Below are 16,019 nucleotides of genomic sequence, written 5' to 3' on the forward strand. Positions count from 1 at the left end.
TGAACCTCGCCGCATGTGAAGAAACTTTCTTCTCCCTCCCCCTTGTGGGGAGGGTCGGCGCGAAGCGCCGGGGTGGGGGAAAAATTTACGCGCCGAAACTCTTCGGCGATCCGACAACGATCTGTCCACCGCTCGGGCCGACACGCATCACGGCAAGGCCGCGCTCATTGGTGCCGTCGCTGCGAAACCGAAACAACCCGTCGATGCCCGCAAAGCCCGAAGGATTGGTCAGGACCTCCGGCGAAAACCGCTGGCCGCCCTGTGTGCGGGCGAGCGCAGCAACCAGCGCTACGCCGTCATAGGCGAGGGTTGCGGTGCGGACCGGATCGCCGCTGTATTTCGCACGGTAGCGCTGGGAAAAGCTGCGGAAGCCGGCCGGGTCAGGCGCCGCGTAAAGCCCGCCGCGCAGATTGGCATTTGCGAACACCCGGGGATTGTCCCACAGACCGGTGCCGAGCAATTGCAGGCGCTGGAGATTCACACCGGCCGCGACAAGTGCATCGGCCGCCATGGGCAAGGCGTCACCATCGTCGGCAAGCAGCAAGGTGTCCGCATTCTTGAGCGCCTCGGAAATCGTTGTCGCGGTCGCGCCGATTTGCGAGCGGTCCGCGCCGTATTTTTCAAACGCGGCAATGCGGCCACTGCGGCGCGGGACTGCCTGCTTGAAGGCGGCTTCGACCACATTGCCGTAAGCATTCTCCGGCAGGAACGCTGCGAACGATCGCTTACCGGTCCCCACCGCATATTCAACGATGCGATTGACGTCCGACTCAGGCAGAAAGCTCAGAAGATAGACGCCGCGTCCGGCAACGCTCGAGTCGGTCGAGAACGCGATCATCGAGATGCCGCGATTGCGCGCAGCCTGTGCAGCGGCCGGAACCGACTGAGCGAACAAAGGCCCCAGAATAATTTCGGCGCCCTCGTCGACGGCCTGCTGGGCACCTTGCTGTGCGCCCTGCGGAGTGCCGTTGTCGTCCTTGATCAGAAGCTGGATGTTCGGGTTCTGAAATTCTGCGAGCGCCAGTTCCGCGGCATTGCGCATCGACTGCGCGGCGACGGCGGCATTGCCGGACGCCGACAACGGAAGCAACAGCCCGACCTTGACCTGGCCGCTGCCCACCGCCGCCGGTTGCTGGGGTGGACCGGCCGGCTGCTCGCCGCCGGAGAACGGAGACTGCATGCCACTTCCGGCGCATCCGGCGATGAGCGGCGCCCCCAGAATCAGGCCGACGGCCCTGCGGCGGGTCGCGCCAGTGCGGGGAGGCTTTGGGGTGAACGGCGCAACCATCATAACTTCCGGGTATCGGATCCTCAGACACGTCTGGAAGAGGATTCAGGCATATTGTCGGCTATAGGCCAGCCGGATCAAAGGCTTTTTGCACAATCCAGCACAACCGGACATGAACAGCTATTGCAGGTGCGAACAAGACGAGACGGCGCTTCGGCGCTAGATTGTCCCAATGCGCACCAAACCATCCCCCGCCTCATCCCCTGATTCCGACAGCTCCGCCCGCAGTTTCGCGGTGGCAGGGCAACTTGTGCATGCGCCCAAGGCCGCACCCGGCCTGTATCTGGTCGCGACGCCCATCGGTAATCTCGGCGACATCACACTGCGCGCGCTGGAGACACTCGCCGGCGTGGACATCATCGCGTGCGAGGACACACGAATCACGCGGCGGCTGATGGAGCGTTTCTCCATTAATGCGACGCTCAAGCAATATCACGAGCACAATGCCGAGCAGGCAAGGCCGAAGATCCTGGACGCGCTGGCGCGCGGATCGTCCATCGCACTGGTGTCCGATGCCGGAACGCCGTTGATTTCCGATCCGGGATTCAAGCTTGTGCGCGAGGTCAGCGCAGCGGGCTTTCCGGTGATCGCGCTGCCCGGCCCGTCGTCGGTGCTGACAGCGCTGTCGGTAGCGGCGCTCCCGACCGACCGGTTTTTCTTCGAGGGCTTCCTGCCGTCGAAACAAAATGCACGCCGCACCCGCCTCGCCGAGCTTGCGCGCATCGACGCAACATTGGTGATGTTCGAGAGCGGCGCACGGGTGCAGGATTCTCTGCAAGATCTTGCTGGCGTCATGGGCGAGCGCGAAGCCGCGATCTGCCGCGAAATGACCAAGCTGCATGAGGAAGTGCGCCGCGCGCGCCTTTCCGAACTCGCGGCGATTGCCGACACTCTCGAGACACGGGGAGAATTCGTGCTGGTGGTGGGTCCGCCCGCCGCCGATGCAGGAGCAATGAGCGACGACGCGCTCGACGACCTGCTGCGGACATCGCTGGCGCGCGGCAGCGTCAAGGACGCCGTGGCTCATGCGGTTGAAGTGTCCGGGCGGCCGCGCCGGGAAATCTATGCCCGTGCCCTCGAGCTCTCAAGGGATGGCGATGACGCGGGATAGCGATCCGCCGCCGCGAACGCTCAAGACGCGTGGCACCATCGCGCCAACGAATTCAGCGCCCGAGGACCGCGCAGCAAAGCCTCCCTCGCCCGCGCGGGTCGCGGCGTTTCAGACCGGAATTTCCGCCGAAAGCAAAGCCTGCGTTTACCTGATCGCCAAGGGCTATCGCATTCTGGCCCGGCGCTTCCGGACGCCGTATGGCGAGATCGATATCGTCGCACGACGAGGCAGCCTGCTGGCCTTTGTCGAGGTCAAGGCCCGCGCTTCGCTGGACGACGCGGCCTATTCCGTCACTCCGCAGCAGCAGCAGCGCATTGTCGCAGCCGCGCAAGCCTGGCTGATGACGCATTCCGAGCACACCAATTTCGACATGCGGTTCGACGTCGTTTTAATCGCCCCGAAACACCTGCCAAAGCATCTGATGGCGGCCTTCGATGCCGGCATCTGAACAGCAGGGTTGCGTGCAAAACCTCTGGCAACGGAAGCTGAAATCGCACAGATTGCCGCCGCAACGAACAATGGCCGGGTTTAAATCATGAAGCTGAAAGTCGCCGTCCAGATGGACCCCATCGCGCGGATCAACATTCGCGGCGACTCCACATTCGCGCTGCTGCTCGAAGCACAGAAGCGCGGCCATGCGCTATCCTATTACACACCCGAAAAGCTGTCCCTGAAAGGTGAGCAACTGGTCGCCAGCGTTCAGCCCCTGACCGTGCGCGATCAGGACGGCGATCATTTCACTCTAGGCGATACGAAGCGCGTCGATCTCGAATCCTTCGATGTGATCCTGCTGCGGCAGGACCCGCCGTTTGATCTCGCCTACATCACCACCACGCATTTCCTTGAGCGCATTCATCCCAAAACGCTGGTGGTGAACAACCCGGCCAGCGTGCGCAACGCGCCGGAAAAAATCTTCGTGATGGAATTCGCGGACCTGATGCCGCCGACGCTGATTTCGCGCGACAAGGACGAGATCAACGCCTTCCGGGCCGAGCAGGGCGACGTGGTGATGAAGCCGCTGTACGGCCATGGCGGCGCTGCGGTGTTTCGCATCACGCCGAACGACATGAACTTTGGTTCGCTCTACGACATGTTCTCGGTGACGTTCCGCGAGCCGTGGGTGATCCAGCGCTTCCTTCCCGAAGTGAAGCATGGCGACAAGCGCATCATCCTTGTCGACGGCGAATTCGCCGGCGCCGTGAACCGCGTGCCGGCCGCAGACGATCTGCGCTCCAACATGGTGCGCGGCGGCGCAGCGGCCGCGACCGATCTGTCGCCGCGCGAGCGCGAAATCTGCGAACGGCTGAAGCCCGCGCTGCGCGAGCGCGGCCTCCTGTTCGTCGGCATCGATGTGATCGACGGCCACCTGACGGAAATCAACGTAACCTCGCCGACCGGCATCCGGGCCATCGCCCGGCTCGGCGGCCCCGACGTCGCGGCCAGGATCTGGGACGTCATCGCCGCCAAACGCGCGTAACAACCCGATGACAGCTTAATCAATTGCTGACCACCTTCTGCCAATCTGGCGGTGGGGGGAGTGTGCCAATGCCGGATACGCGGTATGCGTGCACCGAAACGGGCTGACCAATGGCAATTGAAGTCTTCAACGGCACCTCGATTCCGCGCGAGCTGACCACCGCCGCGATGGAATTCCTGTGGGTCAAGTGGAAAACTCTCAACGATACCAATGATTTAAGCTTGCAGCGACTGACCGAGGAATGTTCCTATCAGTTGCGCTCCAATTCCATTCACCTGCTCACCATCAACGACGACTTTGTCTACATGTACGTGGGCGAGTCGGTTCAGGCTAACGCCAGCGAAAGCCTGCCAGGCAGCCTGCTGTCGCAGCAGATCAACCCCCTCAAGCGGGAATTCGCCGACGTCTATCGTCAGGTGGCCAAGCGCCTCACACCGGCCTTCGTTCGCTTTACCGCGACCTGGTCGCAAACCGGCCAGCTCTGGCAGCGCCTGATCCTGCCGATCAAGGTCGCCGACGGCGCGGTGATTCTTGTGGTCTATTCCGAGCTGATCAACCATCAGACCGAGATCTACGATCACCTGTTCCGCACCGCGCCGGACGCGATGATCATCGCCTGCCCCATCACCAATGACGCCGGTCACGCCATCGACGGCTGGGTCCTGATGATGAACGACCGCGCTCGCCATCTCTTGAGATTCGACGGCACCATCGGCAACCTGCGCCTCACCCAGCTGCCGCAATTCGCCGGTGTCGACATCTGGGGCCGGCTTTACGCTCCGAAATCCGCGGCCGCCGCAACACCGGTGACCACTGCGGACTTCAATGTCGACATCATGCGTTTTCCGCATGTGTTCGGTCTTCGTATTACGCCGAAGATCGACGACAGGGATGCGACGCTGGTTCCGAACAGCAGCGCCCACGGCGCCAGTCAGCCCGCCTGATTTTCAACATCCCGATTTGAAGCCGGCATGACTTCCGCGTAACGCCGCGCCTGCGCGCTTGTGCATGGCCGTCCTTGCCAGCGCCCGAAAACGGGGCTCATAATCGCAGTTGCGACGACACGTGGCCAACAACAAAATTCAACGGAGGAATGCATGACGCTCGATGTTTCGCGACGATCTCTCCTCGCTCTCGGTGCCGGACTCGGCGCAAGTCTTGGCGCGACAATGATGAGCGGCGCTGCCATGGCGCGCGCGCCAAAGCTCGGCACGCAGGCTCCCTACTTTCATCGCTTCAAACTCGGCGAGGCCGAAGTTACGGTGGTGTCCGACGGGCCGCTGCCGCTCGGCGATCCATCCGGCACATTCCTCGGCGTCCCGAAGGAAGACGTGCAGAAGATGCTGAGCGATAATTTCCTCAGCCCCAGCAATGTCATTCTCGAACAGAACGCGCCGATCGTGAATTTCGGCGAACGCATTGTCCTGTTCGACACCGGCATGGGCACGTCGAAACTTTTTGGACCGACCACCGGGCGTTTGCAGAAGAGCATCACCGAAGCCGGCCTCAAGCCGGAAGATATCGATGCGATCGTTTGCTCCCATGCGCATGTCGACCATATCGGCGGTATCGTCGATGAAGGCGGCAAGCCGCTGTTTCCGAACGCGCAGGTCTACATCAGCCAGGCCGATCTCGAGTTCTGGACCGACGAGAAAAAACTGGACGGACCGCTCAAGGACTTCATCGCTCACGCGCGCAAGAACCTGATGCCGGTGCGCGACCGCATCGTGTTCTTCAAGGACGAGCAGGAATTCCTGCCCGGCGTCACGGCAATCGCCGCGCCCGGCCACACCTTCGGCCACCATATGTTCATGATCCAGTCGGGTGGAAAGTCGTTCGCATTCCTCGGTGATCTCACCCACCATCAGGTGCTGCTGCTGGAGCGGCCGAAGATGGAATTCGCCTATGACTCCGATCCGAAGATGGCGGCGGCAACGCGGGTGAGGCTGCTGGACACGATCGCGGCCAACAAGACGGCCGTGATGTCCTATCATTTCCCCTGGCCGGGCTACGGCCATGTTGTGAAAGCAGGCGATGGCTTCCGCTACATCCCCGAACCGATGATCATGAATCTCTGAGGGTTTTGGCGGCAGCGGGTCTCCGGCTCGCTGCGCTAGCCATTCCGGCCACGACCGGCAGCATGTTCCCTAAATGTTCTTGCGCTTCAGAAAGTTCCTGCTAGGGTTGTGGCGGGGGCGAGGGAGCAATGGTTCAGCGCGTTTCCACGGTGGCGTTTGAAGGCATCGAAGCCCGCGCGGTGGACGTGCAGGTCCAGGTCGCGCCCGGACTGCCCGCCTTCGCCATCGTCGGCCTGCCGGACAAGGCGGTGTCGGAAGCCCGCGAACGGGTGCGCTCCGCCCTGATCGCCTCGGGCCTCGCCCTCCCCGCCCGGCGAATCACCGTCAATCTCGCGCCCGCCGACCTGCCCAAGGAAGGCAGTCATTACGACCTTCCCATTGCACTCGGGCTGATGGCCGCGATCGGCGCGATCCCGCCCGATGCGCTGAATGGATTTACGGTGCTCGGCGAACTCGGGCTCGACGGCTCGATCGCGCCTGTCGCGGGCGTGCTTCCCGCTGCGATCGGAGCGAACGCGCGCGACGAGGGACTGATCTGCCCCGCGGCCTGCGGCGCGGAAGCAGCATGGGCCAGCCCCGAGATTCAGATCGTCGCGGCGGCATCGCTGATTCAGATCGCCAATCACTTCAAGGGCACACAGGTCCTGTCGCGGCCGCAGCCGAAGATCACCGAGCGCCAGACCACGCTGCTCGACCTGCGCGACATCAAGGGCCAGGAAAGCGCCAAGCGTGCGCTGGAGATCGCCGCCGCCGGTGGACATCACCTCCTTACATGATGGACTAATAACCGTGGAGAGTTCGGTTATTAGTCCCTAATATTCTGATGATCGGCTCGCCTGGTGCAGGCAAGTCCATGCTGGCGGCGCGGCTGCCCTCGATCCTGCCACCGCTGTCGCCGTCCGAACTGCTCGAGATTTCGATGATCGCATCTGTCGCGGGCGAAATCGAAGGCGGCGCATTGACGGCGCGGCGGCCGTTCCGCGCGCCGCATCACTCCGCAAGCATGGCCGCGCTGACCGGCGGCGGCATGCGCGCCCGGCCTGGCGAGATCTCGCTTGCGCATCATGGCGTGCTGTTCCTGGACGAGCTTCCCGAGTTCGATGCACGCGTGCTGGATTCGCTGCGCCAGCCGCTGGAGAACGGCGAGGTCGCGGTCTCCCGTGCAAATCATCGCGTGACCTATCCGGCGCGGTTCATGCTGGTGGCGGCGATGAATCCGTGCCGCTGCGGACACGCCTATGAACCCGGCTATTCCTGCAAGCGCGGCCGCATCGACCGCTGCACGGCGGATTATCAGGGCCGCATTTCCGGTCCGCTGATGGACCGCATCGATCTGCGAATCGAAGTGCCGGCCGTCACCGCCTCCGACCTGATCCTGCCCGCACCGGCGGAAGGCTCCGCTGAGGTTGCCGCGCGCGTCGCGGCGGCCCGCGCCGTTCAGATCGCCCGCTATGGGGCCTTGGGCCTGCCGCACATCCGCACCAACGCGGAAGCGCCGGCTGCCGTGCTGGAAGAGATCGCGCAGCCCGATCCGCAGGGGCAGAAACTGCTGCGCGACGCCGCCGAAACCATGCGCCTGTCGGCGCGCGGCTATCACCGCGTGCTGCGGGTGGCGCGCACTCTCGCCGACCTCGACGGCGCGGACACCATCGGGCGGCTTCATCTCGCCGAGGCTCTGTCCTACCGCGCACTGGCTGAAGATTTACGCCGCGCGGCGTAGCTCATATCCGCGCCCGCAAACCCTTCAGTAACGATCTCTCTTTACACTTCAAGAACCATAAGCCGCCCTGTCGTGGCGGCTTTGGCGGTAAACAGTGTTGTGAGTGGCGTCCCATGTTGCGTGTCAAGATCCTGGCCTCGACCATTCCGCTCTTGCTGGCCGGCGTGGTCGCCGGCGGTGAACTGATCCCGAGCGCAAGTCCCTGCATCGCGCTTGGCCGCGCATCGATGCAGATCGCAACCGCGCCATGGCAAAATCCGCTTCACGTCAGCTTCACCGATGATCCGGAAGTCGCCACCGTGCGGGTTCAGATCGTCGACAACCCGGATATCGCCGATTTCACCGTGATCGACGGGGCGCGGACCGCCGAAGCCGACAGTTGCATGGTGACGCGCGAGACGACATTCGTCAGCATCGCCGACCACGCCACCCATGCGGACCCGGTGATCTATCTGTCGCGGGAGCCCGGCGCGGATTATCGCGTCTTCGTACAGTCGCGCGCCTTCAGCACGCGGGAGGCTGCGGCACTTGTTGTCGGCGCCGGAGGGCGCGTGCGCATGGCCGAGCGGTCGATGTGAGGCGTTAACGTCTCGTTAGCCACGTTTGGATCGCCGCCGGCGATCCGCGCGCGCTTCAAACTCTTCGAAACATCCCCAACACATTCTTGCGCGGACTTTCCTTACGCACGATCTCAACCGCGGAGCGGACACCAATGCTGCGAGCCTTGCGCATCCGATCCCGGCTTCGCCGTTTTAGCCGACGGCATCCCTGGATCACCCTCACGATCCGTTCCGTGATGATTTTCTCCGCGGCCTTCGGCGGCGCCTACGGGTTCATCACGGGAAGCCGCAGCGAGACCTACGATCCGCACAGCTTCGCCCTTGGCGCGAGCTTCCTGTTCGCGCTGGCCTGTCTGGCGCTTGCGACACTCAGCATGCGGATGCGCTGGCTGCGCAAGAAGATGCGCAAGATCGAGCTGCATAACGAAGCACTGGCTGACCGCAACTGGGAATTGAAGGGCGCCGAGGAACATGCCCGCAGCCTGTTCGAATCCCAGAGCGACCTGATCGTTCTGCGCGACAGCGACGGCCTGATCACGTCGGTCAATGACGCCTACTGCGCGCTCGCGCGCAAATCGCGCGAAGCCCTGATCGGGACTCGCTTTGCATTGCCCGTGCTGGAACAGGGCGCTATCGCAATCGAGCCGAGTGGCACACGCGTTCACGACCAGAAGATCGACAGCGCGATGGGTCCGCGCTGGATCGCATGGCGCGAGGGCCTTGTGCGCAGCGATGCCTATCAGCCCGCCGACCTGCAATGCGTCGGCCGCGACGTGACGGACCGCGCCGAGACCGAACGCGCGCTGGCCGAAGCGCGCGATCTCGCCAACTCCGCCAACCGGGCGAAATCGAAATTCCTCGCCATGGCGTCGCACGAGATCCGCACGCCGCTGAACGGCATCATCGGCATGAGCAACCTGCTGCTCGACACAGCATTGACCCCGGAACAGGCGACCTACGCAAAGGCCGTGAAAACATCCGGCGATGCCTTAATGGCGCTGATCGACGAACTGCTCGACTTCTCCAAGATCGAAGCGGGCAAGATCGACCTCGAGTATCGGCCGTTTACGTTGGCAGCGATGATCGAGGAAATCACCGAGCTGCTCGCGCCACGCGCGCAGGCCCGCAAGCTCGAGATCGCATCCTATGTCGATGAACGGCTGCCCACGGAAGTCATCGGCGACGCCGCGCGGTTGCGGCAGGTGCTGCTCAATCTCGCCGGCAACGCCATCAAGTTCACTTCGGTTGGCGGTGTCGCCCTGATCGTCGAGCCCGGCATCTGGCCGGGTGAAGTCTCCTTTCTCGTGCGCGACACCGGCATCGGCATCGCGCCGGAAGCGCAGCAAAGAATTTTCCGCGAGTTCGAGCAGGCCTCCGAAGGCACGGCGCGCAATTATGGCGGCACAGGTCTGGGACTCAGCATCAGCGAGCGCATCGTCCGGCGCATGGGCGGGCGGATTACGCTGGAAAGCGCCGAAGGCGCCGGTGCAACATTCGCGTTCTCGATCCCGCTTGCTGTGGCGGAACCCGGCGACAGCTCCGCTTCGCCCTTCCTTGCGCCCGATCTGACCGGCAAGTCCGTCATGCTGGTCGCGCCACAGACCATCGAAGCCTCTCTGATCGCGCGGCGGCTGGGACGCTGGGGTGCGCAGACCTGCACGGTCGCGGACGCCGACATCGCGCGTGCATTGCTGCCGGAGCGGTCGTGGTACGCGGTCCTGGCCGATTGCACCGGCAGCGACACCCGGTTGCAGGATTTCGCAGCAGCAGCCTCACATCACGCAACACATCGGATCGCGATGTTTACGCCCTCGGCGCGGCGCGACATGCCGACCGGCATCATGGCGTTGTTCACCGGCTATCTGGTGAAACCGCTGCGCGCGACGTCATTGGCCGCGCGGCTCTCGGCGTCCGGTGCAGCGCTGGTGCCGGAACTGCCCGGTGACAACGAGCCTGCGATTGAGCCATCGAGCATCGTCTCTCCGCAGACAGTCGCGCCGCGTGCACTCTCGATCCTCGTCGCGGAAGACAACGAGATCAACGCACTCCTGATCCGGTCCTTGCTGACGCGCATGGGCCACCGCACGGTCATCACCACCGATGGCGAGCAGGCTCTCGAATCGTGGATCGCCGCCGACGGTGCGGGCACGCCCTATGACGTGGTGCTGATGGATATCCAGATGCCGAAGCTGGACGGCATCGCGGCGACAAAACGGATTCGCGCGCTTGAGGCGGAACGCAGCCCGCGGCGCACGAAGATTCTCGCGCTGACGGCGAACACCCTGGTTGATGATCGCTACGCCTGCTTCGAGGCGGGCATGGACGGTTTTCTGGTCAAGCCGCTCGATCGCGAGAAGCTGATGGATGCGTTAGCGGCCATTCCTGCATCGCGCGCGATTGTTGCCTGATTTGCATCGCGCCGCGCGCGGCGCGATGTCATAAATCCGTATCACGACCATGATTATTGGTGCCTCAGGGCTGCGCTTGGCGAATCAATGCGCGCAGCCGCGAGGAAGCCATGAGCGGCAATAAACCGGCGCTGACGAAGCCGGATGCAAATTCCAGAACATTTGAGCGGCAGGCCGTTCGAAGCCCGCTTGAAGCGTTTCGCCAAAATCCGCTGGTTCAAATGCTCCGGCCTGCTCATGCGAAGTCGGCCGCGACGACGGCTGCCACCTGGCTGATGCCAAACCTTATGCATTCAAGCCTGCGCGGCGAGGCCGTGCCGGAGATGATGCAACCTGCGCGTCTCGGCAAGATCGGCGCGCTGGAAGTCCGTCTTGCGCAGACCAAAAGCGACGTGAAGCGGGCGCAGAAGCTGCGCTACAAGGTTTTCTACAAGAACGGCTCCGCCATCGCCGACGCCGCCACCATGCTGGCGCAGCGCGACAAGGATGCGTTCGACAAGATCTGCGATCACCTGCTGGTGGTGGATCACGCCGCCAAGCCGACCATGAGCGGCAAGCAGCCCGTGGTCGGCACCTATCGCCTGCTGCGCCAGGACGTCGCCGAAAAGCATGGCGGCTTTTACACCAACGATGAGTTCGACATTTCCGGCCTGATGCAGCGCCAGGCGGGCTTGAAGTTTCTCGAGCTCGGCCGCTCCTGCGTGCTGCCGCCCTATCGCACCAAGCGAACCGTTGAGCTTTTGTGGCACGGCGTGTGGAGTTACGTGCGCCGGCACAATCTCGATGTGATGATCGGCTGCGCCAGCTTCGAGGGCACCGATCCGGACCGGCTCGCGTTGCCGCTGTCGTTCCTGCACCACTTCGCGGCGGCGCCGGAAGGCTGGCGCGCCAGCGCGCATCCCTCGCGCCGGGTGGAAATGAATCGCATCGCGAAAGAGAACATCGATACCAAGGCGGCGCTGCGCATGCTGCCGCCGCTGATCAAAGGCTATCTTCGGGTCGGCGCCTTCGTTGGCGACGGCGCGGTGATCGACCACCAGTTTGGCACCACGGATGTACTGGTTGTCATGCCGGTGTCGGCCATCTCCGGCCGTTATCTCGATCACTTCGGCGCCGACGCGACGCGTCACGCGGCATGATCCACCTGACTGTCATTGCGAGCGCAGCGAAGCAATCCACTCTTGGGAGAAGCTGGATTGCTTCGTCGCTCCGCTCCTCGCAATGACGAAGAAAACTCTGCCTACAGCCGCCGTAACTGAACGTCCTCGATGATATGGTCGCTGCCCTTCTTCAGGATCAGCGTCGCACGCGGCCGGGTCGGCAGGATGTTCTCTTCCAGATTAACCAGGTTGATGGTGGTCCAGAGTTCAAGCGCCCTGTCGGTCGCTTCCTTGTCCGACAGCTTCGCATAGCGATTGAAATAGGACCGTGGATCGCGGAACGCCGTGTCGCGCAATGTGAGAAAGCGCTCGACATACCATTCGCGCAGGATCGGCTCCTCCGCATCGATATAGACCGAGAAGTCGAAGAAATCCGACACATAGGGCACAGCCTTGCCGTCGCGCGGCAGGCGTCCGGTTTGCAGCACGTTGACGCCTTCCACGATCAGAATGTCGGGCCGGTCGATTTCGACTCCCTCGTTGGGAATGATATCGTAGGTGAGATGCGAGTAGACCGGCGCGCGGACCGGCCGGCGACCGGCCTTGATGTCGGACAGGAAACTGAGCAGCGCAGGAAGATCGTAGCTTTCGGGAAAGCCCTTCTTCTGCATCAAGCCTTCGCGTTCCAGAATCTCGTTCGGAAACAGAAACCCGTCGGTGGTGACGAGATCGACCTTGGGCCGCGGTGACCAGCGCGCGAGCAACGCCTGCAGCACGCGTGCCGTGGTGGATTTGCCCACCGCCACCGACCCGGCGACGCCGATGATGTAGGGCATCTTGCGGTCCTCGATGCCGAGGAAGTGACGCTGCGCAACGAACAGGCGCTGCGCAGCCGCGACATAGAACGACAGCAGCCGCGACAACGGCAGATAGATTTCCTCGACTTCCTTGATGTCGAGGCGATCATGCATCGAATGCATCCGCGCGATTTCCTCGGCGGTCAGCGTCATGGGCATGTCGTCGCGCAGGGCGGCCCACTGCGCGCGCGAGAAAACGCGGTAGGGATTGTACTGAACCTGGTCGGCTCTCACATCCATGAGCCATTCCCTCCTGTCCGGAATCCGCGTGTCCCCGCGGGGGCCGGAATTGAACTAATCGCGCTTGCGCGCAGCTTTCTCTTCGAGGCCCGACATCAGCGTCCGTTGCGCCAGCGCATCTTCGACATCCGAGAAACTGATGCCCCGCGATTTCAGCAGCACCAGAAGATGGAAGACGAGATCGGCGCTCTCGGCGATCAGATGATCGCGATTGTTTTCAATGGCGGCGATCACGGTTTCCACCGCCTCCTCGCCCAGCTTCTTGGCGCAATGATCGGGGCCCTTGTCCAGCAGCTTGCGGGTATAGGACGTATCTCCCCCCGACGCCGCGCGGGCATCGATGGTGGCTGCCAGATCATGGATCGTAAAACGGCTCATAAAGCGCCTTCTATCACTTCCGTACCCCGGTAGGGAGCGCAAAGAGTTGATCAGATTCAGGTATTTGGCATACGGCAGACAGCCTTCCTCAACCGAGGCTCACGGGTCAAGCCGCATCGGCAAACCCGCGCGGACCATATGGTCCTTGGCCTGGCGGATGGTGAACTCGCCGAAATGGAAAATCGAAGCGGCCAGCACCGCGGTGGCGTGTCCCTCGCGGATGCCCGCGACCAGATGATCGAGATTGCCCACGCCGCCGGAGGCGATCACCGGAACCTTGACGCTGTCGGCGATGGCGCGGGTCAGATTGATATCGAAACCCTGGCGGGTGCCGTCGCGGTCCATCGAGGTCAGCAGGATTTCTCCCGCGCCCAGCGAGACCACTTCCTGCGCGTATTCGATGGCGTCGATCCCGGTCGACTTGCGGCCGCCATGGGTGAAAATCTCCCAGCGGTCCGAGCCGGTGCGTTTGGCGTCGATGGCGACAACAATGCACTGGTCGCCAAATTTCTCCGCGGCTTCCTTGACGAATTCGCGCCGGGCGACCGCGGCCGAATTGATCGACACCTTGTCGGCGCCATAGGTCAGAAGCGTGCGGATGTCGTCCACGGTGCGCACACCGCCGCCGACGGTCAGCGGCATGAAGCAGGCTTCCGCGGTTCGCCGCACCACGTCGAGAATGGTGCCGCGGTTCTCGTGAGTCGCGGTGATGTCGAGGAAGCAAAGCTCATCAGCGCCTGCCGCGTCATAGGCAATCGCGGCCTCGACCGGATCACCCGCGTCGCGCAGATCGACGAAATTGACGCCCTTGACGACGCGGCCGTCCTTCACATCGAGGCATGGGATCACGCGAACCTTGAACATCGTTGCCCTGCCCTTAAGCCGCCGCCCGCGCGTTGCGGATCAGCGTCAATGCCTCAGCCGGATCGAGACGGCCGTCGTACAGCGCACGGCCCGAGATCGCGCCTTCCAGCTTTCTGGCGCGAGGCTCGAGCAGCGCCTTCACGTCCGCAATGGACGCAAAGCCGCCCGACGCAATCACCGGAATTGAAATCGCCTCGGCCAGCGCAATCGTCGCGTCGAGATTAAGCCCCTTGAGCAGGCCGTCGCGCGCAATATCAGTGAAGATGATCGCCGCGACACCGGCATCCTCGAACCGCTGCGCGATGTCGAGCGCAGTGACGGTGGACGTTTCCGCCCAGCCCTCAACCGCGACCTTGCCGTCGCGCGCATCGAGACCCACGGCCACCTGGCCCGGGAATTTCTTCGCGGCTTCTTTCACCAGCGCAGGATCGCGCACCGCGGCGGTGCCGATAATGACCCGGCGAATACCCTTGGCGAGCCACGTCTCGATAGTCGCAAGATCGCGGATTCCGCCGCCGAGCTGCACCGGGAATTTCACAACCTTCAGCATCGCCTCAACGGCCTGCGCATTGATCGGCTTGCCGGCGAACGCGCCGTCGAGATCGACAACGTGAAGATATTCGAAACCCTGCGTCTCGAAGGTTTTCGCCTGCGCGGCGGGATCGAGGTTGAACACGGTCGCGCGCGCCATGTCGCCCTGCTCGAGGCGCACGCACTCACCGTTCTTGAGATCGATCGCGGGAAAAAGAATCACGGCTTCCACTTCAGAAAATTGGAGATCAGGGCGAGACCGAAGCGCTGGCTCTTCTCGGGGTGAAATTGCGTGCCGATCGCAGTGTCCCTGGCGACGATCGCCGTCACCGGCCCGCCATAGTCAGCGCGCGCGACGACATCGGCTTCATTCGCCGCGTTCAGATGATAGGAATGCACGAAGTAGGCGTGGCGGCCCTTGTCGCCGAGGGGAAGCCGCTCCAGCACCGGATGTTCGCGCACCAGATCGAGCGTGTTCCAGCCCATGTGCGGAATCTTCAGGTCTTCCTCACGCGGCGTGATCTTCACGACATCACCCGAAATCCAGTCGAACCCCGGCGTGGTGACGTACTCCTTGCCCTGGGTCGCCATCAACTGCATGCCGACGCAGATGCCGAAGAACGGCCGCGCCTTGTCGCGCACCGCTTCCGTCATCGCATCGACCATGCCGTCGAGCGCATCGAGGCCCTTGCGGCAATCCGCGAACGCGCCGACCCCCGGCAGGACAATCCGATCCGCGCGAAACACGGTTTCGGGATCGCGCGTCACGACGATCTTCTGCGGCTGTTCCATGGCGCGCGACGCGCGCTCGAAAGCCTTCGCCGCCGAGTGCAGATTGCCAGAGCCGTAATCGATGATGGCAACGCTCAACGCGGCGCTCCGGATTCAGGAAACAGACCAATGATGCCTTGCGGCTGCGAAATCGACGCGCGCGGCAGTGGGGGCGGTGACGACGGGCTGCTGCGCGCAGTTCTTGCATTCCAGCGTTCAAAGAACCGCCGCTCGGCGGCTTCTTCCGAATCCGCGGTGACCACATCGAGCTGACGCCATTTGCCGCGCGACAGCTTCCAGCGGCGCAGCGATCCGGCCTCAAGCCCGACCAGCAATGCGATGACAGCCATCACCAGCAAACGCGCGCCCGACCCGACGCCGGCAGCCGACATTGCGATTTCAGCCACGATCATCAGCGCGATGTAGCCGAGCAGCGCCAGCCACAGCCGGTGCCAGATCAGCCAGAAGATCGCAGCGACGAAAGCCCAGACATAAAACCCGTCGCGCACGAACACGAGCTTTTCCGGCGCCGTGCGGACATCGACGCCGTAGCTCGCCGGAGCGTGAACCGTGTAAACCGCCATGATCGTTCTCCGGAACCTCGTTCGGCACGATCCGGCAAAGATCGTGCGTCAC

General features: G+C 63.2%; 15 protein-coding genes and 1 pseudogene. 9 read left to right on the top strand and 7 right to left on the bottom strand.

The features are described from left to right. Positions 1-85: 85 nt before the first annotated feature. Complete coding sequence (locus AC1RM7_RS14145; RefSeq protein ID WP_024921062.1) at positions 86-1,288, bottom strand: penicillin-binding protein activator; 1,203 nt, start codon at positions 1,286-1,288, stop codon at positions 86-88. A 172-nt stretch (positions 1,289-1,460) separates the two neighbouring features. Here AC1RM7_RS14145 and rsmI point away from each other — a divergent pair, with 172 nt between their 5' ends. From rsmI to olsB, 9 genes and pseudogenes are all read left to right on the top strand, one after another. Continuing rightward, positions 1,461-2,399: a 16S rRNA (cytidine(1402)-2'-O)-methyltransferase gene (gene rsmI / locus AC1RM7_RS14150; RefSeq protein ID WP_024921061.1), complete on the top strand. Its 939-nt coding sequence runs from the start codon at positions 1,461-1,463 to the stop codon at positions 2,397-2,399. Next, positions 2,386-2,847, top strand: coding sequence for a YraN family protein (locus tag AC1RM7_RS14155; RefSeq protein WP_034460626.1), 462 nt, complete (start codon positions 2,386-2,388; stop codon positions 2,845-2,847). Before rsmI ends, AC1RM7_RS14155 begins: the two co-directional genes overlap by 14 nt. Before the next feature lie 87 nt (positions 2,848-2,934). After that, entirely contained in the window at positions 2,935-3,876 is a 942-nt protein-coding gene (gene gshB / locus AC1RM7_RS14160) for a glutathione synthase (protein ID WP_024921059.1), read from the top strand. A gap of 110 nt (positions 3,877-3,986) precedes the next feature. Then, positions 3,987-4,820, top strand: coding sequence for a hypothetical protein (locus tag AC1RM7_RS14165; RefSeq protein ID WP_492837577.1), 834 nt, complete (start codon positions 3,987-3,989; stop codon positions 4,818-4,820). A gap of 153 nt (positions 4,821-4,973) precedes the next feature. Continuing rightward, positions 4,974-5,954: an MBL fold metallo-hydrolase gene (locus tag AC1RM7_RS14170; RefSeq protein WP_024921057.1), complete on the top strand. Its 981-nt coding sequence runs from the start codon at positions 4,974-4,976 to the stop codon at positions 5,952-5,954. A 128-nt stretch (positions 5,955-6,082) separates the two neighbouring features. Then, positions 6,083-7,674 (top strand): annotated as a pseudogene (locus AC1RM7_RS14175) (YifB family Mg chelatase-like AAA ATPase). A gap of 113 nt (positions 7,675-7,787) precedes the next feature. Then, a complete protein-coding gene (locus AC1RM7_RS14180; RefSeq protein WP_024921055.1) occupies positions 7,788-8,252 on the top strand; it encodes a hypothetical protein in 465 nt (154 codons plus the stop codon). A gap of 134 nt (positions 8,253-8,386) precedes the next feature. Continuing rightward, entirely contained in the window at positions 8,387-10,642 is a 2,256-nt protein-coding gene (locus AC1RM7_RS14185) for an ATP-binding protein (protein WP_492837574.1), read from the top strand. Positions 10,643-10,752: 110 nt separating this feature from the next. After that, positions 10,753-11,781 (top strand): l-ornithine N(alpha)-acyltransferase, encoded by a 1,029-nt coding sequence (gene olsB, locus AC1RM7_RS14190; protein WP_006023323.1) that lies wholly within the window; start codon positions 10,753-10,755, stop codon positions 11,779-11,781. 101 nt (positions 11,782-11,882) lie between these two features. On the opposite strand, the gene coaA is transcribed toward olsB, so the two are convergent. The 6 genes from coaA to AC1RM7_RS14220 all read right to left on the bottom strand — a co-directional run bounded on the left by coaA (position 11,883) and on the right by AC1RM7_RS14220 (position 15,967). Continuing rightward, on the bottom strand, positions 11,883-12,839 hold the full coding sequence (gene coaA / locus AC1RM7_RS14195) for a type I pantothenate kinase (protein WP_006023322.1): 957 nt from the start codon (positions 12,837-12,839) through the stop codon (positions 11,883-11,885). 54 nt (positions 12,840-12,893) lie between these two features. Beyond that, a complete protein-coding gene (locus AC1RM7_RS14200) occupies positions 12,894-13,217 on the bottom strand; it encodes a phosphoribosyl-ATP diphosphatase (protein ID WP_024921053.1) in 324 nt (107 codons plus the stop codon). Between the two features lie 99 nt (positions 13,218-13,316). Further along, positions 13,317-14,081 carry an imidazole glycerol phosphate synthase subunit HisF gene (hisF, locus tag AC1RM7_RS14205; protein WP_006023320.1) on the bottom strand — a complete coding sequence of 255 codons (765 nt, stop codon included), beginning with the start codon at positions 14,079-14,081 and terminating at the stop codon, positions 13,317-13,319. A gap of 13 nt (positions 14,082-14,094) precedes the next feature. Then, on the bottom strand, positions 14,095-14,835 hold the full coding sequence (gene hisA, locus AC1RM7_RS14210; protein ID WP_024921052.1) for a 1-(5-phosphoribosyl)-5-[(5-phosphoribosylamino)methylideneamino]imidazole-4-carboxamide isomerase: 741 nt from the start codon (positions 14,833-14,835) through the stop codon (positions 14,095-14,097). Continuing rightward, positions 14,832-15,482, bottom strand: a complete 651-nt coding sequence (gene hisH / locus AC1RM7_RS14215) for an imidazole glycerol phosphate synthase subunit HisH (RefSeq protein WP_006023318.1) — start codon at positions 15,480-15,482, stop codon at positions 14,832-14,834. The genes hisA and hisH overlap by 4 nt, the downstream gene beginning before the upstream one ends. Continuing rightward, positions 15,479-15,967 (bottom strand): DUF2628 domain-containing protein, encoded by a 489-nt coding sequence (locus tag AC1RM7_RS14220; RefSeq protein ID WP_006023317.1) that lies wholly within the window; start codon positions 15,965-15,967, stop codon positions 15,479-15,481. Before AC1RM7_RS14220 ends, hisH begins: the two co-directional genes overlap by 4 nt. Positions 15,968-16,019: the final 52 nt, after the last annotated feature.

The sequence above is a fragment of the Afipia sp. GW822-FHT03D08 genome (assembly GCF_058801645.1).